A 24,441-nucleotide genomic window follows, 5' to 3' on the forward strand; every position below is an offset into this window, starting at 1 on the left:
TCAGTGCACCACGATCGGGTGGAAGCCTTCGGCCCGAAGGGCCGCCAGGACCTGCTCACTGTGCTCGTGGCCTTTGGTTTCCAGGTTGACGGTGATGGAGACGTCGCCCATGCTGATCGCGCCGCCCACGCGGGTGTGGTCCAGTCCGGTCACATTGGCATCGTTTTCGGCAATGATGCGGGCGATGGTGGCCAAAGAACCGGGCCGGTCGTCCAGCATCATGCGCACGGTCATGTAACGTCCGGCCGCTGAGAGGCCGCGCTGGATGACCTTGAGCATCAGCATGGGGTCGATGTTGCCGCCTGACAGGATAACGGCAGTGGTTCCGGGGTTTTCGATCTTGCCGTCCATGAGGGCCGCGACACCGACAGCACCGGCCGGCTCGACCACCATCTTGGCCCGCTCGAGCAGGAAGATGAGCGCCCGGGCCAAGGAGTCTTCGCTCACGGTCACGACATCGTCCACGAGTTCGCGGATGATGCTGAAAGGCAGCTGGCCGGGGCGACCGACGGCGATGCCGTCCGCCATCGTGGAAACCTTCTTGAGCGGCACCAAGGCATCAGCGGCGAGCGACGGCGGGTAGGCGGCCGCATTCTCGGCCTGCACTCCGATGATCCGGATCTCGCGTCCGAGCTCCCTGGCCCTCGCTTTGATCGCGACGGCGACTCCAGCCAGCAGGCCACCGCCACCGACGCCCATCAGGACAGTGTCGACATTGGGGACTTGATCCAGGATTTCGAGCCCGACGGTGCCCTGCCCTGCGACGACGTCGACGTTGTCGAAGGGGTGGACGAAGACGGCACCTGTTTCGTTCGCGTAGCGCTGCGCCTCGGCCAGTGCCTCGTCGACGTTGTGTCCGTGCAGGACAACTTCGGCTCCGTGGCTGCGGGTCGCGGCAAGCTTCGGAAGCGCTACACCGAGCGGCATGTAGATGCGTGCCTTGATTCCCAGGCTTTTCGCCGCCACAGCAACGCCTTGCGCGTGGTTGCCTGCCGAAGCCGCGACCACACCGCGCTTCTTTTCCTCCGGGGACAGGCGCGCCATCCGGACGTAGGCACCACGGACCTTGAAGGAACCTGCCCGCTGGAGGTTCTCGCATTTGAAGAAAACCTCTCCGCCTACCATGGCTCCCAGTGCCCGCGAGGACTCGATGGGGGTCTTGGTAATAATGCCCTCGAGCAGCTCCCGCGCCTTAAGGACATCGTCCAGGGTGACGGGCAGGGTATCGAGGGTATTCACGGGTTATTCTCCTTTGTTGGTGTGCTCTGCGGCATCCTTGGGGAATGTCCGTTCCGCAGCCGCGTGCTGACCTGCGGCGCCTTCGCCGCTGTTGGACCGTGCGCCCGCGTTGGCGCCGGGACCGTGGATTTCCTTGATGGTGGGTTCCTCATCGGAGTCCGGTGGTGCAATCCCTGCGCCGGCGTACGCCGTCATCAGTCCTTGATCATGTTCCCACGTCCGCGCGGCAATATAGCGAACCGCCGTATTTGCTACGGCGAGGAGCGGGACGGCAAAGAGCGCTCCCGGGATTCCGGCGAGATAGGAACCGGCCGCAACGGACAAGATCACGGCGACAGGGTGCAGCGATACGGCTTTGCCCATGATGAGCGGCTGGAGGATATGGCTTTCGAGCTGCTGCACGAAGAGCACGATGGCCAGCATGACGAGCGCGTTGACGGGACCGTTGGCCACCAAAGCCAGCAGCACGGCGATGGCTCCCGTCACGAGGGCACCGACCACCGGGATAAATGAACCGATGAACACCAGGACACCCAGCGGCAGGGCTAGGGGAACTTGGATAATCGCCGCGCCGACGCCGATCCCCACAGCGTCGACGAACGCCACGAACATCTGGATGCGCACGTAGCTGACCATGGACGACCATCCGCGCCGGCCGGCGCCGTAAGCGGCTGCGCGTGCGGTCCTGGGCAGGAGCCCGACGATGAACCGCCAGATCCTGGAACCTTCCAGAAGGAAGAAGATCAGGATGAAGAGGGCCAGTACCATGCCTGCGGCAAAGTGCCCGGCAATACTGCCGAACGACAGGGCGCCGCTGAGGATGCTGCTGCTGTTGTTCTGCAGGGCCGAGGTGGCGCTCTGGATGTAGGTGTCGATCTGATCCGCGGTCAGATGCAGCGGCCCGTCAGCGAGCCACGCCTGGATTTGCTGGATGCCCGTGAGCGCTTCCTGCCACAGCTCGCCAAATCCGACAGCCAGCTGCCGGCCCACCAACGCCAGGGCCCCCGCAACGACCCCGAGGAATCCCACCACCGTGATGGCAACGGCCGCACCATGGGGCACCCTGAGCTTCCTGAGCCACACCGTGACCGGATAGAGCAAGCCGGCAAGCAGCGAGGCGACCATGAGCGGGATGATCAGGAAGCTGACCTTCCCCAACAGCCAAATAAGCGCTCCGACTACCACCAATATGAGGCCCACCCGCCAGGCCCAGGCGGCAGCGATCCGCACTCCGTATGGGATGTCCTGTGCAATGCGACGCTCGGGCACAGGCCTTCGCCCGGTCGAAACGGGGTCACTTGGTGGTGTGGCGTCCTGTGCTGGCGTCATTCACCCATAATTCCGCAGGGAGTGCCGGATGGGAAACCCACCTACAGCGCGCTCACAATTCCCCATCTCATGGTGAAGGTTCCGCCTGGTTCAAGCCACCGGAGGCCCTCCCCCGAGTTGAAGGCGTTCGCCGGGCCGGTCATGGGCTCGATCGCAACGGCCTTGGAACGGCCCGGAAAAGTATCCGTGACGAAGACATGGACGTAGGCGCAGTTTTCGTCCTGCTCCAAGGAAACGCTCCGCCCGTCCGGCGCCGACAGCGTTTGGCGTGCGATGCCGCCGTCGAACTCCAGATCGGTGAACGCCACATCGAGATCCAGGCCTCCCACCCTCCGGCCGCCGCCGAGGTCGAAATCGCCGTCGACCGGCACCGAACCACGCGGGATCATCCGCTCGTCAGCCACGAGCCGCGTGCCGGCGTGGACCGTCAGGACCATCTCTTCCGGCGGAACGTCCCCCACGCGCAAATACGGGTGCGCCCCGAGCACGAAGGGAGCGCGGGCCGCCGAATCGTTGATGAAACTCTGGGAAACCCGCAACGCGAGCGCCTCGTCGATCTCGTAACGTACCTGGTGCCGGGCCAGGAAGGGATATCCGTGCTGCGGGAAGATCACGCCTTCGAGGGTCACGGAGAATTGGTCTTCGGCCACGAGGGCGTAGGACGAGTTGCGCAGGAGCCCGTGGCTCGCGTTGTTGCGGGACACCTCCGTGATGTCCAGTTGCTGCTTCTTGCCGTCGAGGTACCAGATCCCGTCCTCGATCCGGTTGGCCCAGGGGGCCAAGGTAATTCCGGTGGCGCCGGGCGGAAGTTGCCCGTCGCCGTAGCTCTCGGTGAGCTGGACGCCGCCGCGGCTGAACAACCGCAAGCCTGCTGCAAGCTCGGTGACGACGGCGAGTGCGTCACCGCGGCGGATCTCGAACTGGCGTCCGCTGGCAAAGCGGCGGGATACGGTCTCTCCGACCGGCGCGGAAGGCGGTGTGGTGGAAGGCATGGCACCACCGTACTGCATCCCGCGTGTTGCTTGACTCCCCAGCATGATGTTCACTTTTGTTAGTTCTTTTGCCTTTTTGATCACTCTGTGGCACCATAAATCCATGACTCGCCTTACCAGCACGCGCCTCGCCGATGGCCGGGAGCTGATCTATTTCGACGACGCCGGCTCACCGGAGCGCGACCCCGGCTCGCTGACGGATCACCGTGAGCTGCCGCCGCGCGCTGATCCGGGCGAGCTGCGCTATGACGCGCTGAGCGGTGAATGGGTCGCCGTCGCGGCACACCGCCAGAGCCGCACCCACCTGCCCCCCGCGGACCAATGTCCAATCTGCCCCACTACGCCGGCAAACCCTTCGGAAATTCCCGCGCCGGACTACGACGTCGTGGTTTTCGAGAACCGTTTCCCGTCGCTGGGACCGGCGGTCGGGACGATTCCGGGCAGCCCGGCCTGGGGAACGGCGGGCCCCGCGTACGGCCGCTGCGAAGTTGTTTCGTTCACCCCCAGCCACACCGGATCTTTTGCCGAGCTCGGCGAAACCAGGGCGCGCACGGTCATTGAGGCCTGGGCGCACAGGACCGAGGCGCTCAGCGCGCTCCCGGGAATCCAACAGGTGTTTCCGTTCGAAAACCGGGGTGCGGACATCGGGGTAACGCTCCACCACCCGCACGGACAGATCTATGCCTACCCCTACGTCACGCCACGGGCGGCAAGCCTTGGCGCCGCTGCCAGCCGGCACTTCGAGAACTCCAAGGGCCGGGAATCGCTGACGTCCTCGATCCTCCAGGCCGAACGGCAGGACGGGAGCCGCATGGTGCTCGAAGGCGAACTCTTCAGTGCCTACGTGCCGTTCGCCGCCCGCTGGCCGCTGGAGGTCCACCTCGTCCCGCATCGCCAGGTTCCGGACCTCGCAGCCTTGAGCGGCGAAGAACGCGACGAACTGGCCCACGTCTACCTTGAGTTGCTCAAGCGCATGGACGCCCTATATCCAACTCCCACGCCGTACATTTCCGCGTGGCACCAGGCGCCCCTCGACGCTTCATTGAGATCCTCCGGCCACCTGCACCTGCAACTGACCTCCCCGCGTCGTGCCGCCGACAAGCTCAAGTACCTTGCCGGTTCCGAGGCGGCCATGGGAGCCTTCATCAACGACACAACGCCAGAATCCGTGGCAGAACGGCTGCGCGCCGTCGCCAGCGATTCGCAGCGCGCCATTCCCGAAGGGGCACCAGCATGACCTCCACTCCCGACGCCCCCGCCCTGAGCGACCTGTCCGGGCTTTTCGAGTCGACGTTCGGTTCAGCCCCCGACGGCGTATGGCAGGCACCGGGACGCGTGAACCTGATCGGCGAGCACACCGACTACAACGAAGGTTTCGTTTTGCCGTTCGCAATCGACAAGACGGCGAAGGTCGCAGTCCGGATCCGCCGTGATTCACGCGTCCGGCTGCTGTCCACTTTCGGTGGGCAGGGCCTGGCCGAAGCCGACGTCGACATGCTGGTCCCGGAAGCGGCCAGGGGCTGGACGAAGTATCCGCTCGGCGTGGCCTGGGCCTTGCAACAGCGCGGCATCCTCGTCCCTGGCTTCGATCTCCTCATGGATTCAGATGTCCCCCTGGGCGCGGGCCTGTCCTCCTCGCACGCCATCGAATGCGCGGTCATCTCGGCGCTCAACGAGCTGAGCGGTGCGGGGCTGGCCGCCGAAGACATGGTCCTGGCAACGCAGAAGGCCGAAAACGACTTCGTGGGCGCCCCCACCGGAATCATGGACCAATCGGCGTCGCTTCGCGGGTCAAAGGGCCATGCGGTCTTCCTGGACTGCCGCGACCAGAGCGTACAACTGGTCCCCTTCGACGCCGAGGAAGCCGGGCTCGTGCTGCTGGTCATCGACACCAAGGTTTCCCATTCGCATGCGGACGGCGGCTACGCCTCGCGTCGGGCTTCCTGCGAATTGGGCGCCCAGGTACTGGGGGTCCCGGCCCTCCGCGACGTCGGCATCGGCGATCTGGAGGAAGCCAGCGGCCTCCTGGACAGCACGACTTTCCGACGGGTGCGGCACATCGTCACGGAGAACGACCGCGTGTTGCAGACCGTGGAACGACTCACGACGGACGGACCCGCCCATATCGGCAAGCTCCTGGATGCGAGCCATGCGTCCATGCGGGACGACTTCGAGATCTCGTGCGCGGAACTGGACCTCGCGGTGGAAACCTCCCGTGCCCACGGCGCCATCGGCGCCCGGATGACAGGAGGCGGTTTCGGCGGCTCGGCTATCGCCCTCACCCCTGTGGGCCACGAGCGGGAGGTGCGCGACGCCGTCGTACGCGCCTTCGCGGCGGCCGGTTTCACGACGCCGGACATCTTCACGGTGACCCCGGCCGCCGGGGCCAAACGCCTCGCCTGACTGGAGTGCATGCGCAGCCTTCGGCGAGCTGGCCCCCGGCGTAAGCTGGGGGCATGACTGAGGCCGTCATCGTTTCCACCGCAAGAAGCCCCATTGGACGGGCCTTCAAAGGGTCCCTCAAGGACGAACGTCCCGATGACCTCGCGGCGGCGATGGTGACTGCTGCACTGGAAAAGATTCCGGCATTCGACCCGGGAGCAAGCGACGGCCGCGGCCTCGATGACCTCTACCTCGGCTGCGCCGAGCCCAGTGGCGAAGCCGGTTCGAACATGGCCCGCGTGGTGGCCGTCCTGGCCAGCATGGACACTGTCCCCGCGGCCACGATCAACCGCTTCTGCGCCTCGAGCCTGCAGACCCTGCGGATGGCCTTCCACGCCATCCGCTCCGGGGAAGGCCATGCCTTCGTCTCGGCGGGGGTCGAGTCGGTGTCCCGCTACCAGAACTGGGTCGGGGCCGGGGAAACGGACACCAGCCTGCACAACCCCCTGTTTGAAGCTGCGCGTGCCCGCACGGCGGCCCGGGCGGCGTCCAACACCCCGTGGACGGATCCCCGCATGGGCGGACGGATGCCGGACGTCTACATCGCGATGGGACAGACCGCCGAGAACGTCGCCACGAGCCACGGAATCAGCCGCGAGGAGCAGGACATGTGGGCGGTCCAGAGCCAGAACCGTGCCGAGGCGGCGATTGCCTCCGGTTTCTACGCCCGGGAGATCACGCCGTACACGCGCAAAGACGGCACAGTGGTGGAGCGGGACGATTCACCACGCGCCGGCGTCACCCTGGAAGCGGTCAGCGCCTTGGAGCCGGTCTTCCGGAAGGAAGGGACCGTGACCGCGGGGAATGCCTGCCCGCTCAACGACGGCGCCGCCGCCGTCGTGGTCATGAGCGATATCCGGGCGCGGGAGCTTGGCATCGAACCGCTGGCACGCATCGTCTCCACAGGCGTCAGCGCGCTTTCCCCGGAGCTCATGGGCATGGGACCCGTGGAATCCTCCCGCCGGGCCCTGGCCCTGGCGGGGCTGAGCATGGCAGACATCGACCTCGTGGAGCTCAACGAGGCCTTCGCCGTCCAGGTAGTGGCGAGCGCCCGCGAACTAGGCATCGACCCCGGGAAGCTCAATGTTCATGGCGGCGCCATCGCCCTTGGCCACCCCTTTGGCATGACAGGGGCCCGGATGACCACCACCTTGCTCAATGGCCTTCGCGAACGGGACGGCACCTTGGGACTGGCCACCCTGTGCGTCGGTGGAGGACAAGGCATGGCCGTGGTCTTCGAGCGGCTGTCCTAAGCCGCTCGAAGACCACCCCGCGTTAGTTAGTCGTTGCCGCGCAGGATCGCCAGCAGGCGGATGATCTCCACGTAAAGCCACACGAGCGTGACGGTCAGGCCGAAAGCGGCCGTCCACGAGTATTTCTCCGGAGCGCCCTGACGGACACCCTGCTCGATGCTCGTGAAGTCCATGACCAGGGAGAACGCGGCCAGGCCGATAGCCAGGATGCCGATGAAAACGCCCAACGGGATGCCGAAGATGTGCACGCTGCTGCTCAGGCCGAACGGCGACTGGACGGCGCCGGTCCACACCATGACCATGTTGATGACGGCGAAGACGAGGTAGCCGAGCGTGGCGATCATGAAGAAGCGGATCGCCTTGGGGGTGGCGCGTACCTTGCCGCTCTTGAAGAGAGCCAACGTCACGCCGAACACAGCGAGGGTACCGATGACTGCCTGCAGGCCGACTCCCGGGAACATGCCATCCAGGAGGCGGGTCAGGCCTCCGAGGAACAATCCCTCAAGGCCGGCGTAAGTCAGGATCAGCGCCGGGGACGGCTGCTTCTTGAAGGAGTTGACCATGCCCAGGGTGAAGCCGCCCAACGCACCGACAATCATGAGGAGGCTTGCCGTGCCGGGAGCCACGAACAAGGTGACGGCTGCGCCAAGCAACAGCACCGCAAGGCACGCCGCGGTCTTGACGATGACGTCGTCGAAAGTCATACGGCCGGTTTCGGCCGGACCGGCTGCGGGCTGGTTGTACATCTGCTGCAGCTGGTCGCTCGTCATCGGCGGCTGTGCCGCCCAGGCGGGCTGGCCGTACTGGCTCTGGCCGTATTGGTTCTGGCCGTATCGGTTCGGGCCGTGGGAGTAGCTGGGAACAGGCGGAGCCTGTGTGGCTCCACGGAAATTCTTTCCGTTGAAGATCGGGTTGCCGCCGAGTGCCATGGTGGGTGTCCTTCTTGCTGTGGGTGCGAAGTGATAGTTCACGCTACCAATTTCCACGCTTGGTCCGCACCGAAAGTTCCACCGCCGCTGATGCCGGCACCCTGTTGTCGTGAGGGTGCCGGCACATGCGGCTATCCGACGCCGAGGTATGCTTCCTTGACCGCCGGGTTGGCGAGGAGCTCCTTGCCGGTGCCCCTGTGCGTAATTGACCCGGTTTCCAGGACAAAAGCACGGTGCGCACGGGCGAGGGCCTGGTTGGCGTTTTGCTCCACCAGAAGCACCGTAGTGCCTTGCTTGTTGATCTCGGTGACGATCTTGAAGATCTGGCGGATGAACTGCGGAGCAAGCCCCATGGAAGGTTCATCCAGAAGCAACAGCTTGGGGTTGGACATCAGCGCCCGGCCAATCGCGAGCATCTGTTGTTCGCCACCGCTCATGGTGCCGCCGTACTGCTTGATACGCTCCTTCAACCGTGGAAACAGGTCGAAGACACGCTCCAGATCGTCTGCCACCTTGGTCCGGTCCTTGCGGCCGTAGGAACCCATGTCCAGGTTCTCCTCCACCGTCATGCCGGGGAAGATTCCGCGTCCCTCAGGCGCCTGGGAAATACCTTGGACGACGCGGATGTGCGCCTTCATCCTGGTGATGTCCTTGCCGGCGAAGGTGATGGAGCCGGCCGATGGACTCAGCAATCCGGAGATGGTCCTCATGGTGGTGGTTTTTCCGGCACCGTTCGCGCCGATGAGCGAGACGATTTCGCCTTCTTCCACGCTGAATGACATGTCCGAAATGGCTTGGATCCGGCCGTAGTGGACGGATACGTTCTTCAGCTCAAGCAAGGTCATCTTCAGGCTCCCCGAGGTAGGCGGAAATAACTTTCGGGTCGTCGCGGATAATTTTGGGCAACGCATCCGCGATCTTCTTCCCGAACTCCAGGACCACGATCCGGTCGGTCACGCCCATGACCAACTTCATGTCGTGCTCAATGAGCAGGACCGTGTAGCCGTCGTCACGGATGGTCCGGATCAGGGCCATGAGCTCTTCCTTTTCCGCCGGATTGAACCCGGCCGCAGGCTCATCCAGGCACAGGACCTTAGGGTCCGTGGCCAGTGCCCGCGCGATTTCCAGGCGACGCTGGTAGCCATAAGGAAGGTGCCGCGACAAGAAATGCGCATGATCAGCGATGCCCACGAACTCAAGCAATGCCATGCCGCGTTCAATCGCGGTTTTCTCTTCCCTGACATGGGTGGGCAGACGCAGGAGTGCCCCGCCGACGCTCGTGCGGTGGCGCGCATCGAGACCAACAACCACGTTTTCCAAAGCTGTCATCTCGCCAAAAAGGCGGATGTTCTGGAAGGTCCGGGCCAAACCCCGCCTGGTGATCCGGTGCTGCGGCAGTCCGTTGAGCAACTGGCCTTCGAGCAGGACCTTTCCCGACGTTGGTTTGTACACGCCTGTCATGGCATTGAAACACGTGGTTTTGCCGGCGCCGTTAGGACCGATCAAGCCGAGGATTTCGCCTCGGTTGATATCGAAAGTGACATTGTCCAAGGCTGTCAGGCCACCGAACTTTATCGTCAGGTTTTGGACCTGGACCAAGGCTTCGCCCACCTTGGTGACGATTTCCCTTTCAGGCGCTACCTTCTCGGCGACCTCAAGGTCCACACCTTGTTCCTTGAGTGCGTCCACATCAATATCCGGCTCAATTGCTTCGCTCATTGCCAGCCCCCTTTCCAGGTTCCAAAACGACTTTGCCCGAAGCAGGGATGTCGCTCAAGGCGCCCTTGAGCTTGTTGTAGGCCAAGCGTCCGTAGGCGAGGAGGCTCTGGCGTGCCGGCAGGAGACCGCCTGGGCGGAAAATCATGATGATCACCAGCGCCGCACCAAAGATCAAATACTTGAACTCCGCAATTGCGGTAAAGCGGAGGGGTATATATGCCACCAATGCACCGCCAAGAAGCGCACCAACTTTGTTTCCCGTGCCGCCCATGACAACAGCGGCGACGAACAGGATCGAGGTGGCGATGTCAAATTTCTGGTTGTTCACGAAACCAACCTGGCCGGCGAACAAAGCACCCGAGAGTCCGCCAACGGAAGCACCAATCGCGAAGGCCCACACCTTGTACTTGAAGGTGGGGACGCCCATGATTTCCGCGGCGTCTTCGTCTTCACGGATGGCAATCCACGCGCGTCCCACGCGGCTGCGCTCCAGGTTTCCGGCGGCCAGGAGCACCACAATGATGATGGTCAGCGTCAACCAATACCACGGAGTTCCGCTTGAGTTCAGGAAGATCGGTTGGCCGTTTGAATCCGTTCCAGGAGGGTGGCCAACATTCTGGAAGCCTACCTGGCCTTTCATCGCCGGAATGATGGTGGCCAAGATGCGCACGATTTCGCCGAAGCCGAGCGTGACGATAGCCAGGTAGTCGCCGCGGAGGCGAAGGGTAGGCACACCCAGGACCACGCCAAAGAACATGGCCACCGCCATCGCCACCGGAAGTGTCCACAAGTAGGGAATGTGCACATACGGCGAATCCGGGCTGGTAAGCATTGCTGCCGTGTAGGAACCCAGGGCAAAGAATGCCACGTAGCCCAAGTCAAGGAGTCCCGCATAGCCCACCACGACGTTCAAGCCCACAGCCACCAGGGCATAGACGGACATTTGCGCGAGCGCAATTTGCCAATTGTTGCCCGGTTCCGTCGTGATCAGCGGCGGATTAAGGATGGGAAGCAAGTACGCAATGACAACGACGACGATCAGGATCAGCCATTGGGTTTGGCGCGGGAGCGCATTCCATTTGTCGCTGAGGCCCGGGAACCAGCCTTTGCGGCGCCGCATCCTGGCTTCACGGTCGGCGATCTCCTGAGCTGAAGCATCATCGGGAATTAGCGTGGGGCCGTCTGTTGTGCTCATGCCTTACTCTTTCCTAGCGAGCTACCCAAGACACCTTCGGGTCGCACAATCAATACCAACACCAGGACCACGAACGCCACAACGTCCGTCCATTGGGAACTGCCCAGGAGCACCTGGCCGTAGTTGCCGATCAAACCGATCAGCAGGCCGCCCAGCAACGCGCCGCGCACGTTGCCGATGCCTCCGAGGACGGCGGCGGCGAAGGCTTTGACGCCAAGGATGAATCCGCCGTTGTATTGCACGCCGGACGGGATCTTCATGACATAGAACAAAGCTGCCGCCCCGGCCAAGATACCGCCGATGATAAAGGTGGTCACGATGATCTTTTCCTTGTTGACACCCATCAAGGTTGCGGTATCCGGGTCCTGCGCCACGGCGCGGATGCCTCGGCCGGTCCGGGACCGCCGAATGAACTGGTCTGTGGCGATCATGAGGATAATCGCAGCGATCACAATAACCACCTGCTGCGAATCGATGATGGTCCCGAAGACGTCAAAAATCGCGAGCGGCCGGAACATCGTCAGCGCTGCCTCCGGGCTCGGTCCGCGCCACCAGTAGATGGTGTACTGAATAGCGAAGGACACACCGATGGCGGTAATCAAGAATGCCAGGCGAGGCGCTTTGCGCTGGCGCAAAGGCTTATAAGCCACCCGTTCCACAATCACTGCCATCAAGGCGGAGGCGATAATGGCGACCACGAGGGCGAGGACAAGGTTTCCCACGATGGCCCAAAAAGCCAGCCTCGGAGCAGAAGGGCCGAAATTCAGGGCACTGAGGGTAAAGAACACCCCGTAACAGCCCGTGATGAAGACTTCGGAGTGGGCAAAGTTGATGAGGTTGAGAACGCCGTAGACGAGGGTATAGCCGAGGGCCACCAACGCGTAAATTGCCCCGAAGGTCAACCCGTCAAAGGTTGAACTCCAGAAGTTTTGGGTAAAGGAGTTTACGTCGAAGGTGATCCACGTGTCGTCCACGGGTACAGAGTGGAGCAGGTTGGGAATTACTTCACTGATCATGGCACTTCCTGATGTAATCAAAAGAAATGCTGGGGGTCGGCATGGATGCTAACCCCCAGCATTCATCTGGGCCCGGTGTTATTTTCCGATGACGCCGATGGGAACGATCTTGCCGTTCTCAACTTTGTAGCCGTAAACATCAGGCGTTGCCAGTTCGCCGGTTGAGTCCCACTTGTAGTGCTTCGACAGGCCGGCTGCGTCGTAGGACTTGACCCAGGAAAGCAGGTCCGCGCGGGACTGCTTGCCCTTGTCGATACCCGAGAGCAGGACGGTGACTGCGTCGTAACCTTCAATGGAGTAGGTTCCGGGCTCAGCGTTGGCGAGCTTCTTGTACTCGGACTCGAAGCTCGGGATCAGCTCGCCGGGGATGCACGGGCAGGTGAAGTATGCGTTGGACGACGCGTCGCCCGCCTGCTTGATGAACTGGTCATCCTTCACGCCATCGGGACCCACGAAGGAGCCGGTGAATCCCTTTCCAACCAGCTGCTGGTCGAAGGGAGCACCTTCTGCGTAGTAGCCGGCGTAGTAGACGGTGTCTGCCTTGGCGTTCATGATCTTGGAGATCACGGCCGAGAAGTCCTTCTGGCCGGTGACGACCTTGTCGGACCCGATCATTGCCGAGCCAAGAGCCTGGGACGTCGTGGTTCCCAGACCGATGCCGTAGTCAGAGTCGTCCTGGACCAGGTAGACCTTCTTTGCCTGCAGCTTGTCCGTGAGGAACTTTGCTGCAGCCGGACCCTGGACGGCGTCATTGCCGAGGGCGCGGAAGAAAGTGGTCCAGCCGTTCTTCGTCAGGCTCGGGTTGGTTGCGGAGGGCGTGATGTGCACCAAGCCCTTCTGTTCGAAGATGTTGCCCGTTGCCTTGGACTCTCCGGAGAACGGCAAGCCAACCACTCCGATGATGTCCGGCTCGGAAACAATTTGCGTCACCGGGCCTGTGGCCTTGTTCGGATCGCCTTCAGTATCGAATTTCTTGAACTGGACCTGGCAGCCGGGGTTCGCGGTGTTGTGCTGGTTAATAGCCAGCTGGATGCCGTTGAAGATGTTGATGCCCAGCTGGGCGTTGGGTCCTGTCTCGGCACCGGCATAGGCAATGGTGGTGGTAGACGGGCAATTTGCTTTGCCATCGCCTGCAGGCAAAACAGCTCCGGCAGGAACGTCGACTTTGGAAATCGCAGGGATATTGATCCTGCCGCCGCCGCCCGAGGTCTCCGTGCCGCTAGGGGCAGACTGATTCGCACAGCCCGCAACTAGCATGCCAAGGGTGGCTGCTGCTGCAATCGCCGAAATGACTTTCTTCCTGTACATAAATAGCCTCCGCGGTGCGTCTGATTCGTGGTCATTCGCCCGAAGTCACTTTCACTTCGAACATGTTCCATGAGAGTACTACCAAATATGTGTCCTGGAACACATATATGCAGGTCAGGATCTAATAACGGTGGATCACCACCCTGCTCGGAGAGCCCTTCGCATGAACGCGGGGTTAAATTCCTTTCACGGCACCAGCCGGCGCAACAAGGGAGGCGGCGCGGTTCGCATCTCGCGTGCACCTTCGTAGAGAGTTTGAGAGCCCTGGCCCCGCCCTGAAGACCGTGGTTTCTCGCTGGTCGCGGGGTCTCCACGATGAGTCCGACGGGCGGGGCATGGGATCTCCTCGAATAGTTAGGCCGTCAGCCCAGTGGGGTGATCGGGGTGACCGTGAACGGCTCTGCGAGCAGGTCCACCGAACCGCGTACGAATTCTTTGACGTGGGCCTGCTCGTTGTGGCTGTCGAGGTCGGCGCGGCTGTCCCAGCCCTCGATGAGGACGAATCGTCCATCGACCTCAAAGACGCTGTATTCGATGCAGCCTTGGTCCTTGCGGCTCGTATGCTGGAGCTCTTGGAGAGTGGTGCGCAGCTCAGCTCCGCGGCCTGATTTAGGGGTAAAGACCGGCATCAACCAGGCTTCTTGGGCCTCCGGTCCTGCTGGATTGCGGTCTGCTGGGGGTGAGGGGTTCATCTTTCCTCCTGTTGGCGGGAGAGGTGAGGGCGGCGTAACCGCTGCCCCCACCCCCTGGGTTGTGCGCCCTAGTCAGCGAGCTCCGCCACGCGGGCTACGTCGACCCAGGCTTCCTTCTCTGCCGATGCGAGGATCGCGTCGTCGATGAGGGCGGTCTGGTAGCCGTCGGCGAAGTTCGGGCTCACGCTCGTGCCCTCGGCGATGGCCTTGAAGAAGTCGTGAGCCTCGATGATCTTCGTCTCTCCGTAGCCGACGCCAAGCGCGGGGATCGGCCACAGGCCATCTCCATACGGGTGGGCGGGCCCCGTGTAGACGGTCCGGAAGCCGCGGCGGTCGTCGCCGTCGTTCGCGAAGCAGACCTGGAGTTCGTCCCTGCGTTCGTAGTTGAACACGATGCTGCCTTCGGTGCCGTGGATCTCGAAGGTGATGAAGTTGTTCCGCCCCCAGCCGTTGCGGGTGGCCTCGATGGAGCCGACGGCCCCGTTGGCGAAGCGCACCATGGTCATGACCTCGTCGTCGACGTCGACCTCGCCGCGGGGGCCGTCGCCGCCGCGGACGTTGCCGAGCGCGTCGGCACCTCCGGACTGCAGGGGCCGGTCGGGGATCCAGGTCGAGAGCATCGAGTTTACGGAGGCGAACTCGCCGACGAGGTAGCGGGCCATGTCGATGACGTGGGTTGCGATGTCGCCCAGCGCGCCGGAGCCGGCGATGGACTTCTGGAAGCGCCACGACAGAGGGGAATTAGGGTCGGCGCTCCAGTCCTGGAGGTAGGTGCCGCGGAAGTTGGTGATGCGGCCTATGGCCCCTTCCTCGATGTACTTCTTGGCGAGGGCGACGGCGGGCGTGCGGCGGTAGTTGAACGCGACCATGTGAACGATGCCGGCGTCCTTGACGGCGTCGTACATCGCCTTGGACTCCTCGCCGGTGCGGGCGAGCGGCTTTTCGCAGATGATGTGCTTGCCGGCCTGGGCGGCGGCGATTGCGATTTCGGCGTGCAGGTGGTTGGGAGTGGCGATGTCGACGACGTCGATGCTCGGGTCATCGATGATCCGGCGCCAGTCGGAGGTCGAGTTCTCGAAGCCGAAGCGGCGGGCCGCCTCGGCGGCGAGCTGGTCATTGGCCTCCGCGATCGTGTGGCGGATGGGCATGGCCGGGGCGGGCCAGAAGAACATGGGCATCGCGGAGTAGGCGAGCGAGTGGGCCTTGCCCATGAAGCCGCCTCCGATGAGGCCGACGTTGAGGTTCTTCATGATGATGGGTTCCTTTCGATGGGGCATCAGGAGTGAAGGAGAGCGTCCAGATACTTCTTGCTGATCTCGGCGGCAGCGCGCGGGTCCCCGTCGTACTCGTCGAGCTCGACCATGAGCCAGCTGTCATACCCGCTCTCGCGGACGGCCTGGATGATGTCCGGGAAGTCGAGCTCGCCCTGTCCCAGGGGCAGGAAGGTGAAGGGATCCTGGCGGAAGTCCTTCAGGTGGACGTGGCGGAGGCGCTCGGGGTATTTGCGGATCAGGGCCGCGGGGTCGGCGCCGCCCGCGGCGAGGTGCGCGGTATCGGGGCAGAAACCGATCCTGGTGAGGCCCATGAGCCGCTCGAGCTCCTCGGGGCCCTCGACGATGGTGGTGAGGTGGGGGTGGTAGCTGGCCGAGAGGCCGAAGCCCTCCGCGATGTCGGCGACGCGGTCGAGGGCCTCGCCGAGGCGCCGGTAGTCCTCGCCGGTCGTGCCCGCCGCGCGTCGCGCCCCGCCGCCGACGACGAGGCGTTCGGCGCCGAATGTGGCCGCCAGTTCCGCCGAGCGCTGGATGCGGTGCAGCTCGTCGGGGAGGATGTCAGCGTAGATGAAGTTCGCCCCGGTGTAGACGCTCACGAGCGAGACGCCCGCCTCCTCGAGGAGGCCGCGCAGCTCCCCGGGCCGGTCGGCGTACTCGGCGAGGTTGCCGTCGAACATCTCCACGCCCTCGTAGCCCACGGAGGCGATGTCCTTCACTGCCCGGTCCATGGACCCGTGGGTCATGTAGAAGAGGTCTTTGACGCTCGTCACCCCGACCGGGTGGCCTACCACGCCGCCCCAGGTGATGGTGCAATATCCGAGTTTCATTGGCTGCGGCCCTTTCAGATGCTGGTGGAAATCTTGTCGTGCGCGGGAACGCTGACTCATCCGCCGCCCCGCTGAGCTGACGAGCGCCTGCGTGAGCTGGGCTGCGCGGCGTGGTTCGAATTGGGGTGCAGACGTGGACGACGTCGACGTCGTCGCGCTCGATCAGCGGCTCCTCCTCGTTGAGTATTCGCGTTCCGTGAACGTTCACGATTTTTCTATCGTGAACGTTCACGGTGCGTTGTGTCAAGAGTCCCGCTCCGACTTTCTGTTGGTGAATTCCGGTTCAGGGGCTGGTCTGGCGAAGGCGCGCCGGGATGGCGCTCGCCCTCACCACGAGAGTGGGGACATTCGGGGTCCTGTCGACCTCGCGCCCCTCGACAGCCCCGAGGAGCACCTCGATGCCGGCCTGGGCGAGCGCCGGGAAGTCCTGGCGCACGGTTGTCAGTGGCGGGAGGAAATAGTCCGAGCCCTCGACGTCGTCGAAGCCGACAATGCTCACGTCCTCCGGGACGCGCACACCGTTCTCGGCGAATGCGCGGATGAGGCCCAGCGCCGTGTGGTCGCTCACAGCGAAGATCGCCTGCGGGACCCTTCCCTCCGATACGAGACGCAGTCCCGTCTCGTAGGCGAACTTCGGGCTCCAGTCGCCCTCAACGCACAGCCCGGGCTCCAGCCCGGCATCGCGGATCGCCGCCTCCCAGCCCCGCTTGCGGACACGGCCGTCGAACCACTCCATCGACCCTGCAATGTGGGCAATGTCCGTGTGGCCGAGGTCGATGAGGTGCTGAGTCGCCATTCGGGCTCCCAGTTCCTGGTTCTCCGAGTAGGCGAAGACGTTCGGCGTCGAGGAGGCCCCGGCCGCGATCATCTCGACCGGCACCCGGACATCCGCGTTCCAAACTGCGGCAGCCATGGCAAGACGCGGCGCGATGACGATAATGCCGTCGACGCCGACATCGTCGAGAGTGTCGAGCGCCTTGGGCACACTCTCCTCGTAAGGCTCAACGACGGTCACGACCGTCGTCGCGTAGCCGTTCTGCCGCGCCAGATTCTCTAGGGCCATGAGCGTCCCGACCGGCCCGAAACGCGGAGAGCCGTCCGTCAGGATCCCGATGACCGTCGACCGGCTGGTGACAAGGGCGGTGGCCGTCCGATTGCGACGGTAGCCGACCTCCTGAATCACACGCAGCACCCGGTCCCGGGTCACCGCGCTCACATCCGGGGCATTGTTGATGACGCGAGAGACGGTCTGGTACGAGACCCCGGCGAGCCGCGCCACATCATTGATGCTCGGCTTGCGCCGTCGCGGGGGAGCCGCCGGACGCCACGATTCCTGTGCCAACCGCCCTCCTCTCCGAAGACCTCCCACTAAGGGAAACCGGGCCAAGCCTACAGCCAGAGCCTAGCCGCGCACCATCAGGCTACAGGGCAACACCGAGTCTCGGCGGTGAAGGCCGGGGTGCTCAGACGCTCGAAGTGAGTCTTGACACAACGCACCGCGCGCCTTCACGATGAATATACCCGTGAACGTTCACGGTCCTCAAGTAAAGGGAACCAGCCAATGAAACTCGAATACTGCGTCGCCATGCGGCTCCCGGTTGGAGCGGCGCAGGCGACAGCAGCGGTCAAGTTGCTGGAGGAGCCAGAGGAGACGAGCGTATGAACCGGGAAGGCGGAGTTAAGTCCCCTCCCCCGGAATTGACGCCGGAAGTCCCGTGTGGCATGACCCGGGAGCAGGACCATTCCTAAGCTCGCCAGCACCTTCGATACCAATCAGGCTACGGCTCGCGCCTCATCGCCTGGGGACTGCGCCGGCCGGCTCAGAGGAGTCATGACCGATGCTTCTCGACTTCGGCTCTGGACGCGACCCCTTCCGTCCATCCACGGTGGGAACGACGGACGTGGAGGACCTGACAACGAGGTGGCCCTCTACGACCGCGTGGGTGACGACGTCCAAGCCGCGGATGATTGCCCCCAGCTGATCGATTGCAACGCGTCCGAGATCTGCAGAGCAGGTATCGAAGGTTGTGAGCGGAGGCAAGTGCAATGCGCTTTCCTCGACGTTGTCCGTGCCGACCAGGGAGATGTCCTCGCCGACGGTGAGCCCCCGCTCCCGGATAGCCGACGCAGCCCCGATCGCGCTCTTGTCGCTGACCGCATAGATTGCCGTGGGCGGTTCGGGAAGATCGAGGAGGGCCTTGGCCTGCTCGTAGCCCTTGCGGGCCGCATGCGCGGGCTGCGGAATCATCAGCTTCGGGTCCGGAGCGATTCCTGCTTCCGCCAGCGCCACCACATATCCCCGATGGCGCTCATGGAGCGACTCGTATCGCTCCGATCCGGGAATGATCGCGATCCTCCTGTGGCCCAGCTCGATGAGGTGACGAGTTGACTCAAGGCCTGCCCGGAAGTTGTCCGAGCTCACCGAGGAAATGGCGCGCTCGACGCGGTTCTCGATCAGGACGGTGGGCAGCTTCGCCTCTGCCATCTGATCGATAGCCTCGGCATCGATGTCCCCTCCGTTTGCGATCAGGAGCCCATCGAGTGGACGGGAGGCGATGTCGGAGAGCTCGGCGACCGGGTCAGAGCCGGAGCGGTAGAGGCCGAGGACAACCTGGGCGCCGATCTCACGAGCACCCCTGTAGACGCCCTGAAGCAAGGTGTCTATGAAGCCGTCCGCCTTGGCCTGCGGCGACAGCTCTTCCATGACCAGGCCATAGAGGGGTTTGCGGGCTTTGGATGTGTGGTCATAGCCGATCGCCCCCGCAGCACGCAGGACAGCTTCACGCCGCTCGGGAGACACCCCAGGCTTGCCATTGAGCGCGAGCGGCACCGCCGAAAGGGGCACTCCGGCTGCGGCTGCAACATCACGCATGGTCGCACGACGGTAAGACGTTCCCTCGGTCATCCAACATTCTCCGATCTCGACACCAACAAGGACCTTCACCATGAACAGTAGCTGAACAAATCGGAACATTCGAGCTTCCCGCTGCTGCCAGTCATCGGCTGCTGCAAGGCGCGAGCCTCAGGCGGGCCGAGGCAGCGGTCGTCTATACCGTCAGTTCCGGAGCCAGCATGAACATCCTAGTCGGTTGCCATGAACAATGAAAAGAACAAATACAGATACAAGCTAAGAACAAGTTCTTGACACCATGAGAACAGAGCATTAGGTTCGGATGTGCCGCCACACATTTCCATACATCGAGAAGGCGACAACGAAGTCACCCAGGAGGAGAACCCCATGAAGAGACGGCTCGCAACAGCTGTAGTCGCCGTCGTCGGAGCTGCAACTGCCCTAACCGGCTGCAGCTCCGGAGGCGGAGCATCGGCAAGCGCAAAGTCCAACTGCAGCAACACCATCGTCCAGAAGAACGCACCTGTGGTCTCGGTCTGGGCGTGGTACCCGAACATGAAGAACGTCGTCGACAACTTCAACAACCAGCACACGGATGTCCAGGTGTGCTGGTCCAGCGTTGGGGAAGGCGTCGAGGAGTACAACAAGGTTCAGACCGCCGTCTCAGCCGGGAAGGGGCTCCCGGACGTGGTCATGCTGGAAGCCGACCACCTTCCCACTTTCGAAATCCAGAATGCCCTCGTCGATCTGAGCAAGTACGGCGCCAACGACGTGAAGTCGAACTTCAGCGCAGGCGCGTGGCGTGACGTGTCCCAGGGAGATTCCGTGTATGCGATCCCCGTAGACGGCGGCCCGATGGGGCTGATCTACCGTTCGGACATCTTCCAGAAGTACGGGCTCACTCCCCCGAAGACATGGGATGAGTTCGCTGCGAACGCCAAGAAGGTCAAAGACGCCGGGGGACCGATGTTCGGCGACCTTGGCGCCAACTCGCCCGCCCAGGTCATGGCTCTGATGATCCAGAAGGGGGCGGTGCCATTCCGGTACAACCTGGCCGACAAGAACACCATCACCATCAAGGTCAACGATGACGCGTCCAAGCAGGTTCTGAACTACTGGGCGGGCCTGGTGAAGGACGGCCTCGTAGGCACGACAGACCAGTTCACTACGGATTACGTCCAGGGGCTCATCGCCGGCAAGTACGCTACCTTCCCGTCGGCCGCGTGGACGCCCGGCTACATGACCGGTGCCGGCATCGGGAAGAGCGGATCCGGCTCCTGGGCTGTCGCTCCGATGCCCCAGTGGGATCCCTCCAACCCGGTCTCCGTCAACTGGGGCGGCTCGACGTTCGCGGTCACGAACCAGGCCGGCGACAAGGCGCTGGCAGCGAAGGTCGCCGAGCAGCTCTACGCAGATCCTGCGTCGCTGAAGGACGGCTGGTCGAACCAGGTCATATTCCCCCTGAACAAGCAGGCTCTGGACTCACCGGATTTCGCCAACAACAAGACCCAGTTCTTCAACGGAGAGACCTCGAATAAGGACATATACATCCCAGCGGAGAACGCCTACAAGGGCATGGACTATGCACCCTTCCAGACGTACTTCTACGCCCAGTTCCAGGACGTTCTCACGAAGATGAACCACCAGCAGCTGACAGGCGACCAGGCTGCCGACCAGCTTCAGCAGACTCTTGTGAAGTACGCCCAGGGCCAAGGCTTCACGGTCAAGGAGTAAGAAACATGGCTACGACCCTCTCTGCGTCCCCGAGCCGGCAAAAGCCGGTTTCGGATCCGGGGCCCAGACGTTCGGGCCGGGGCCGACGGCGCAACGTCGGCTGGCTCTTCGTCGCCCCCTTCGGAATCGTCTTCGTGCTGTTCCTCGTCGCGCCCCTCCTGTATGCGCTCTACCTGAGCCTGTTCAACAAGGGATTGGCGACCGGAACCACCTTCGCCGGGATCTCGAACTATGTGAAGGCCTTCACGGACCCGAACTTCCTCAACGGAGTCGTCTTCGTCCTGCTCTTCGCACTCGTACTGATTCCAGTCCAGATGGCGGTGTCTCTCGCAGTGGCACTGGTCCTCGACGCATTCAGCTCGCTCTTCGTGCGGTTCTCGCGCCTGATGATTTTTCTGCCTTATGCCATCCCGGCCGTCATCGGCGCACTGATGTGGGGCTTCCTCTACAGCCCTTCGTTCGGGCCGCTACAGCAGATCTTCGGAGCGAACGCGCCCGCCCTGCTCAGCCCGTCGAACATCTTCGGTGCGCTCGTGAACGTCGTCACCTGGCAGTGGGCCGGATACTACATGATCATCATCTACGCAGCCCTCCAAGGGATCGACAAGAGCCTGTATGAGGCGGCCAGGATCGACGGCGCGAACGGCTGGCAGATCGCGTGGCGGCTCAAGGTGCCGATGGTAGCGTCCTCCTTGGTGCTGATCGTCGTGTTCGCCTTGATCGGCACGCTTCAGTTCTTCACCGAACCGGAGATACTCGCCCCGATCTCCAACGGCAGCATCCAGCCGAACACGACCCCCAACATCTACGCGTACAACCAGGCGTTCTCGTATGCCAACTTCAATTACGCCTCCGCCCTGTCGTTCGCCCTCGGGATCGTCGTGCTGATCGCCATCTACATCTTCATGTTCGCCACTCGCAAGCGAGGGAGCATCCTGTCGTGAAATCCCCACAGCTCGCCCCCGGGCCAAGCGGAGTCCGCCCTCGCGGCAACACCGAATCCACCGTCCGGGCTCTCCGCGGCCAAAGCGCCGTCCTCCCATACCTGTTCCTCGGGTTCCTGATCGTCTACTTCCTGATCCCCATCTGGTGGCTCTTCGTCGCCAGCACCAAGGACGCACAGGACCTGTTCACCAGCCCCAGCGCGCTGTGGTTCGGAAAGAGCTTCAACCTGATCCCGAACCTGTCCGATCTGTTCACCTATGACGAGGGCATTTACATCCGCTGGCTGTTGAACTCTGTGCTCTACGCAGTCGTCGGCGGCCTCGGCGCAACCGCCCTCGCCGTCCTCGCAGGCTATGGCTTCGCCAAGTTCAAGTTCAGCGGCCGCCGCTTGAGCTTCTCTATGCTGCTCGGCTCGGTGATGGTCCCAACCACCGCCCTCGTGATCCCCACGTTCACCTTCTTCTCGGACCTGGGGTTGACGGACACAATCTGGGCCGTGATCCTGCCCTCCCTGCTGAACCCGTTCGGGGTCTACCTCATGCTGGTCTACTCCTCGGACGCCGTTCCGGAGGAACTGCTCGACGCGGCCCGGGTCGATGGTGCGGGCGAATTCCGGACCTTCGTGCAAGTGGCACTGCCCCTGCTGCGGCCCGCGATCGTGACCGTTCTGCTGCTGTCGGTCGTCGCGAACTGGAACAACTACTTCCTGCCGCTGGCGATGCTCTCCGATAAGAACCTCTTCCCGATCACCGTGGGAATCGGCCTCTGGGAAGGCCAGGCCTCCGCGAACAACGGAGGCGGCCACTCCCTCTGGGGACTGATCATCGCCGGCTGCCTGATCTCGATCGTCCCCCTCGTGATCGCATTCCTCTCGCTCCAGAAGTACTGGCGCGGCGGACTTGCCATCGGAGCCCTCAAATAAAAACCCAGCCCAACCTCCACCCATTCGGCAGCGAACGCCGCTTTCAAAGGAGCATCGTGAATCAGACACCTATGGCCTCTATGGAAATCGACCCCCAGCGCAGGCAGGTCGAGTACAGCAGGCACATCTTCGGACAGTTCATCGAACACTTCCACCGCCAGATCTATGGAGGCATCTTCGATCCCGGCTCGCACCTGTCGGATGAGCGAGGATTCCGCGTCGACGTCCTCGAAGCCCTCCGGGAACTGAAGATCCCCAACGTGCGCTGGCCCGGCGGCTGCTTCGTCTCCGCCTACCACTGGCTTGACGGAGTCGGGCCCGACAGGTCCCCAGTCTACGACCCCGCATGGCGAGTGGTTGACCCCAATACCTTCGGCACTGACGAGTTCGTGGAATGGTGCCGCGAACTGGGAACCGACCCCTACATCTGCACGAATGCAGGCACAGGGACGCCCGAGGAGATGGCAAGCTGGCTCGAGTACACGAACCGCGAGAAGGGCAGCAAGTGGGCCAACCTGCGGGCAGACAACGGCCACAGCGAACCATTCGCTGTACCGTTCTGGAGCATCGGCAACGAAAACTACGGAGATTGGGAAATCGGCGCGAAATCGGCTGCGGAATGGGCGTCCCTCGTCACCGAATCCGCCAAGCTCATGCGGCGCATCGATTCAGAAGTCAAACTCCTCGCGGCCGCGGTCGAGAAGCCGGACTGGGCCATCCCGCTGCTCGAGCAGGCCGGGAAGTACCTCGACTACATCAGCATCCACGGATACTGGGACAAGCTAGCCTACTCCAACAACCCCTCGTCCTACCTGGACTGCATGGGCCTGACCCTTGCACCCGAGAAGCAGATTGCCATGGCACGCGCCCTTATCGAGGCCTCCGGGCAGCGGCACGTGAAGATCGCCTTTGACGAATGGAACCTGAGAGGCTGGCACCACCCCTGGGGGAACGACGACGCTGCCATCGCCGCGCGCGACCTCAACGACAACAACGCCACCTACACGATGGCCGATGCGGTCTTCTCAGCGGCCTTCCTCAACAGCTGCATACGCAATGGTGACATCGTCGGAATGGCCAACCTCGCCCCCACGATCAACACCCGCGGGCCCCTGTTCGTCCACCCGGAAGGTGTCGTCAAGCGCACCACCTTCCATGTCATGAGCATGTACGCGAACCTCCTCGGCCCGCGGGTGGTCGATTCCGCCGTATCGTCCTCCAGCCTCAACACACCCGCCGGCGCCGTCCCGCTCGTGGACGCCATCGCCACAGCCGACGAAACCGGGCGAATCAAGGTAGCGCTGGTGAACAAATCCGATGTTGAGCACGCTCAAGTCCGGATCGGGATACAGGGCCAGTCGGTCAACGGAACGCGAACCGCCGTCATCCTGACCGGCCCCCACGCAGATGCATTCAACGACGTCGAGAGCCCGGAGAGAGTCAAGCCCGAACCGGTTGAACTCCTCTTCAGCGACGGCGTGACCACCCTCCCGCCCCACAGCGTCTCCATATGCGAAATCGGCGAGTTCAAGGCCAATCACAACCCCTACCAGTGGAGCACCGCGATGGGAGTCTGGACGGCAAGCCCCACCACCCCCTGACGCATCTGCTGCCCTCGGGAGGAGCGCCCTTGGGAGTGTCAGCTGACATCGGAACCCCGAGCTGAGGGTTCGTCTCCGCCGGGGGAGATCGCCCTGAGGTAGGCCCTCTCCCCCGGTGTCGCCCGCTGCCACAGCTGCACCACCACTACCTCAAGGGCACCGTCTATGCGGTGCCG

Annotated in this window: 21 protein-coding genes; 7 read left to right on the forward strand and 14 right to left on the reverse strand. The window is 63.2% G+C overall.

Going from position 1 to position 24,441, the window contains the following annotated elements:
• Genes ilvA through AB0O52_RS01950 form a run of 3 tightly spaced genes read right to left on the reverse strand, consistent with a single transcriptional unit; the run spans window position 1 to window position 3,560 of the window.
• Window positions 1-1,239, reverse strand: coding sequence for a threonine ammonia-lyase (ilvA, locus tag AB0O52_RS01940; protein WP_284752474.1), 1,239 nt, complete (start codon window positions 1,237-1,239; stop codon window positions 1-3).
• A gap of 3 nt (window positions 1,240-1,242) precedes the next feature.
• Complete coding sequence (locus AB0O52_RS01945) at window positions 1,243-2,568, reverse strand: AI-2E family transporter (RefSeq protein WP_364532553.1); 1,326 nt, start codon at window positions 2,566-2,568, stop codon at window positions 1,243-1,245.
• A gap of 41 nt (window positions 2,569-2,609) precedes the next feature.
• Window positions 2,610-3,560 (reverse strand): aldose 1-epimerase family protein, encoded by a 951-nt coding sequence (locus tag AB0O52_RS01950; protein WP_364532555.1) that lies wholly within the window; start codon window positions 3,558-3,560, stop codon window positions 2,610-2,612.
• Between the two features lie 103 nt (window positions 3,561-3,663).
• Here AB0O52_RS01950 and galT point away from each other — a divergent pair, with 103 nt between their 5' ends.
• Genes galT through AB0O52_RS01965 form a run of 3 tightly spaced genes read left to right on the forward strand, consistent with a single transcriptional unit; the run spans window position 3,664 to window position 7,255 of the window.
• Window positions 3,664-4,797: a galactose-1-phosphate uridylyltransferase gene (gene galT, locus AB0O52_RS01955; RefSeq protein ID WP_364532557.1), complete on the forward strand. Its 1,134-nt coding sequence runs from the start codon at window positions 3,664-3,666 to the stop codon at window positions 4,795-4,797.
• Window positions 4,794-5,963 (forward strand): galactokinase, encoded by a 1,170-nt coding sequence (galK, locus tag AB0O52_RS01960; RefSeq protein ID WP_364532560.1) that lies wholly within the window; start codon window positions 4,794-4,796, stop codon window positions 5,961-5,963. Before galT ends, galK begins: the two co-directional genes overlap by 4 nt.
• A gap of 53 nt (window positions 5,964-6,016) precedes the next feature.
• On the forward strand, window positions 6,017-7,255 hold the full coding sequence (locus AB0O52_RS01965) for an acetyl-CoA C-acetyltransferase (protein ID WP_364532562.1): 1,239 nt from the start codon (window positions 6,017-6,019) through the stop codon (window positions 7,253-7,255).
• A 26-nt stretch (window positions 7,256-7,281) separates the two neighbouring features.
• On the opposite strand, the gene AB0O52_RS01970 is transcribed toward AB0O52_RS01965, so the two are convergent.
• From AB0O52_RS01970 to AB0O52_RS02020, 11 genes are all read right to left on the reverse strand, one after another.
• Entirely contained in the window at window positions 7,282-8,184 is a 903-nt protein-coding gene (locus AB0O52_RS01970; protein ID WP_364532565.1) for a Bax inhibitor-1/YccA family protein, read from the reverse strand.
• Window positions 8,185-8,315: 131 nt separating this feature from the next.
• On the reverse strand, window positions 8,316-9,023 hold the full coding sequence (locus AB0O52_RS01975; protein WP_364532704.1) for an ABC transporter ATP-binding protein: 708 nt from the start codon (window positions 9,021-9,023) through the stop codon (window positions 8,316-8,318).
• Window positions 9,016-9,903, reverse strand: coding sequence for an ABC transporter ATP-binding protein (locus AB0O52_RS01980; protein WP_364532568.1), 888 nt, complete (start codon window positions 9,901-9,903; stop codon window positions 9,016-9,018). Before AB0O52_RS01980 ends, AB0O52_RS01975 begins: the two co-directional genes overlap by 8 nt.
• A complete protein-coding gene (locus AB0O52_RS01985) occupies window positions 9,887-11,098 on the reverse strand; it encodes a branched-chain amino acid ABC transporter permease (RefSeq protein ID WP_364532571.1) in 1,212 nt (403 codons plus the stop codon). The genes AB0O52_RS01980 and AB0O52_RS01985 overlap by 17 nt, the downstream gene beginning before the upstream one ends.
• Window positions 11,095-12,114, reverse strand: a complete 1,020-nt coding sequence (locus AB0O52_RS01990) for a branched-chain amino acid ABC transporter permease (RefSeq protein WP_364532574.1) — start codon at window positions 12,112-12,114, stop codon at window positions 11,095-11,097. The genes AB0O52_RS01985 and AB0O52_RS01990 overlap by 4 nt, the downstream gene beginning before the upstream one ends.
• A 78-nt stretch (window positions 12,115-12,192) precedes the next feature.
• Window positions 12,193-13,422, reverse strand: coding sequence for a branched-chain amino acid ABC transporter substrate-binding protein (locus tag AB0O52_RS01995; protein WP_364532577.1), 1,230 nt, complete (start codon window positions 13,420-13,422; stop codon window positions 12,193-12,195).
• 362 nt (window positions 13,423-13,784) lie between these two features.
• Window positions 13,785-14,114 carry a putative quinol monooxygenase gene (locus tag AB0O52_RS02000; protein WP_364532580.1) on the reverse strand — a complete coding sequence of 110 codons (330 nt, stop codon included), beginning with the start codon at window positions 14,112-14,114 and terminating at the stop codon, window positions 13,785-13,787.
• A gap of 68 nt (window positions 14,115-14,182) precedes the next feature.
• Window positions 14,183-15,364 carry a Gfo/Idh/MocA family oxidoreductase gene (locus AB0O52_RS02005; RefSeq protein WP_364532583.1) on the reverse strand — a complete coding sequence of 394 codons (1,182 nt, stop codon included), beginning with the start codon at window positions 15,362-15,364 and terminating at the stop codon, window positions 14,183-14,185.
• 26 nt (window positions 15,365-15,390) lie between these two features.
• On the reverse strand, window positions 15,391-16,212 hold the full coding sequence (locus tag AB0O52_RS02010) for a sugar phosphate isomerase/epimerase (RefSeq protein ID WP_364532586.1): 822 nt from the start codon (window positions 16,210-16,212) through the stop codon (window positions 15,391-15,393).
• Window positions 16,213-16,495: 283 nt separating this feature from the next.
• Window positions 16,496-17,554: a LacI family DNA-binding transcriptional regulator gene (locus tag AB0O52_RS02015; protein WP_364532589.1), complete on the reverse strand. Its 1,059-nt coding sequence runs from the start codon at window positions 17,552-17,554 to the stop codon at window positions 16,496-16,498.
• 450 nt (window positions 17,555-18,004) lie between these two features.
• Complete coding sequence (locus AB0O52_RS02020) at window positions 18,005-19,186, reverse strand: LacI family DNA-binding transcriptional regulator (RefSeq protein WP_364532592.1); 1,182 nt, start codon at window positions 19,184-19,186, stop codon at window positions 18,005-18,007.
• A gap of 264 nt (window positions 19,187-19,450) precedes the next feature.
• Here AB0O52_RS02020 and AB0O52_RS02025 point away from each other — a divergent pair, with 264 nt between their 5' ends.
• From AB0O52_RS02025 to AB0O52_RS02040, 4 genes are read left to right on the forward strand one after another with little or no spacing between them, the layout of a single operon-like run.
• Window positions 19,451-20,797 (forward strand): extracellular solute-binding protein, encoded by a 1,347-nt coding sequence (locus tag AB0O52_RS02025; protein ID WP_364532595.1) that lies wholly within the window; start codon window positions 19,451-19,453, stop codon window positions 20,795-20,797.
• A gap of 5 nt (window positions 20,798-20,802) precedes the next feature.
• Window positions 20,803-21,741 (forward strand): sugar ABC transporter permease, encoded by a 939-nt coding sequence (locus AB0O52_RS02030; RefSeq protein WP_364532598.1) that lies wholly within the window; start codon window positions 20,803-20,805, stop codon window positions 21,739-21,741.
• Window positions 21,738-22,664 carry a carbohydrate ABC transporter permease gene (locus AB0O52_RS02035; protein WP_364532600.1) on the forward strand — a complete coding sequence of 309 codons (927 nt, stop codon included), beginning with the start codon at window positions 21,738-21,740 and terminating at the stop codon, window positions 22,662-22,664. The genes AB0O52_RS02030 and AB0O52_RS02035 overlap by 4 nt, the downstream gene beginning before the upstream one ends.
• A 56-nt stretch (window positions 22,665-22,720) precedes the next feature.
• On the forward strand, window positions 22,721-24,265 hold the full coding sequence (locus AB0O52_RS02040; protein WP_364532603.1) for an alpha-L-arabinofuranosidase C-terminal domain-containing protein: 1,545 nt from the start codon (window positions 22,721-22,723) through the stop codon (window positions 24,263-24,265).
• Window positions 24,266-24,441: the final 176 nt, after the last annotated feature.

Source organism: Arthrobacter sp. NPDC080073, from assembly GCF_040686575.1.
Lineage (GTDB): Bacteria > Actinomycetota > Actinomycetes > Actinomycetales > Micrococcaceae > Arthrobacter.

What these genes read in the sequence shown, in the direction of transcription:
- AB0O52_RS01965 (WP_364532562.1), top strand. Translation starts at nt 6,017, where the DNA reads ATGACTGAGGCCGTCATCGTTTCCACCGCAAGAAGCCCCATTGGACGG.
- galT (WP_364532557.1), top strand. Translation starts at nt 3,664, where the DNA reads ATGACTCGCCTTACCAGCACGCGCCTCGCCGATGGCCGGGAGCTGATC.
- AB0O52_RS02025 (WP_364532595.1), top strand. Translation starts at nt 19,451, where the DNA reads ATGAAGAGACGGCTCGCAACAGCTGTAGTCGCCGTCGTCGGAGCTGCA.
- AB0O52_RS02010 (WP_364532586.1), bottom strand. Translation starts at nt 16,212, where the DNA reads ATGAAACTCGGATATTGCACCATCACCTGGGGCGGCGTGGTAGGCCAC.
- AB0O52_RS02020 (WP_364532592.1), bottom strand. Translation starts at nt 19,186, where the DNA reads ATGTTCCGATTTGTTCAGCTACTGTTCATGGTGAAGGTCCTTGTTGGT.
- AB0O52_RS01985 (WP_364532571.1), bottom strand. Translation starts at nt 11,098, where the DNA reads ATGAGCACAACAGACGGCCCCACGCTAATTCCCGATGATGCTTCAGCT.
- galK (WP_364532560.1), top strand. Translation starts at nt 4,794, where the DNA reads ATGACCTCCACTCCCGACGCCCCCGCCCTGAGCGACCTGTCCGGGCTT.
- AB0O52_RS01990 (WP_364532574.1), bottom strand. Translation starts at nt 12,114, where the DNA reads ATGATCAGTGAAGTAATTCCCAACCTGCTCCACTCTGTACCCGTGGAC.
- AB0O52_RS01950 (WP_364532555.1), bottom strand. Translation starts at nt 3,560, where the DNA reads ATGCCTTCCACCACACCGCCTTCCGCGCCGGTCGGAGAGACCGTATCC.
- AB0O52_RS01995 (WP_364532577.1), bottom strand. Translation starts at nt 13,422, where the DNA reads ATGTACAGGAAGAAAGTCATTTCGGCGATTGCAGCAGCAGCCACCCTT.
- AB0O52_RS02030 (WP_364532598.1), top strand. Translation starts at nt 20,803, where the DNA reads ATGGCTACGACCCTCTCTGCGTCCCCGAGCCGGCAAAAGCCGGTTTCG.
- AB0O52_RS02000 (WP_364532580.1), bottom strand. Translation starts at nt 14,114, where the DNA reads ATGAACCCCTCACCCCCAGCAGACCGCAATCCAGCAGGACCGGAGGCC.
- AB0O52_RS01945 (WP_364532553.1), bottom strand. Translation starts at nt 2,568, where the DNA reads ATGACGCCAGCACAGGACGCCACACCACCAAGTGACCCCGTTTCGACC.
- AB0O52_RS01970 (WP_364532565.1), bottom strand. Translation starts at nt 8,184, where the DNA reads ATGGCACTCGGCGGCAACCCGATCTTCAACGGAAAGAATTTCCGTGGA.
- AB0O52_RS02005 (WP_364532583.1), bottom strand. Translation starts at nt 15,364, where the DNA reads ATGAAGAACCTCAACGTCGGCCTCATCGGAGGCGGCTTCATGGGCAAG.
- AB0O52_RS01980 (WP_364532568.1), bottom strand. Translation starts at nt 9,903, where the DNA reads ATGAGCGAAGCAATTGAGCCGGATATTGATGTGGACGCACTCAAGGAA.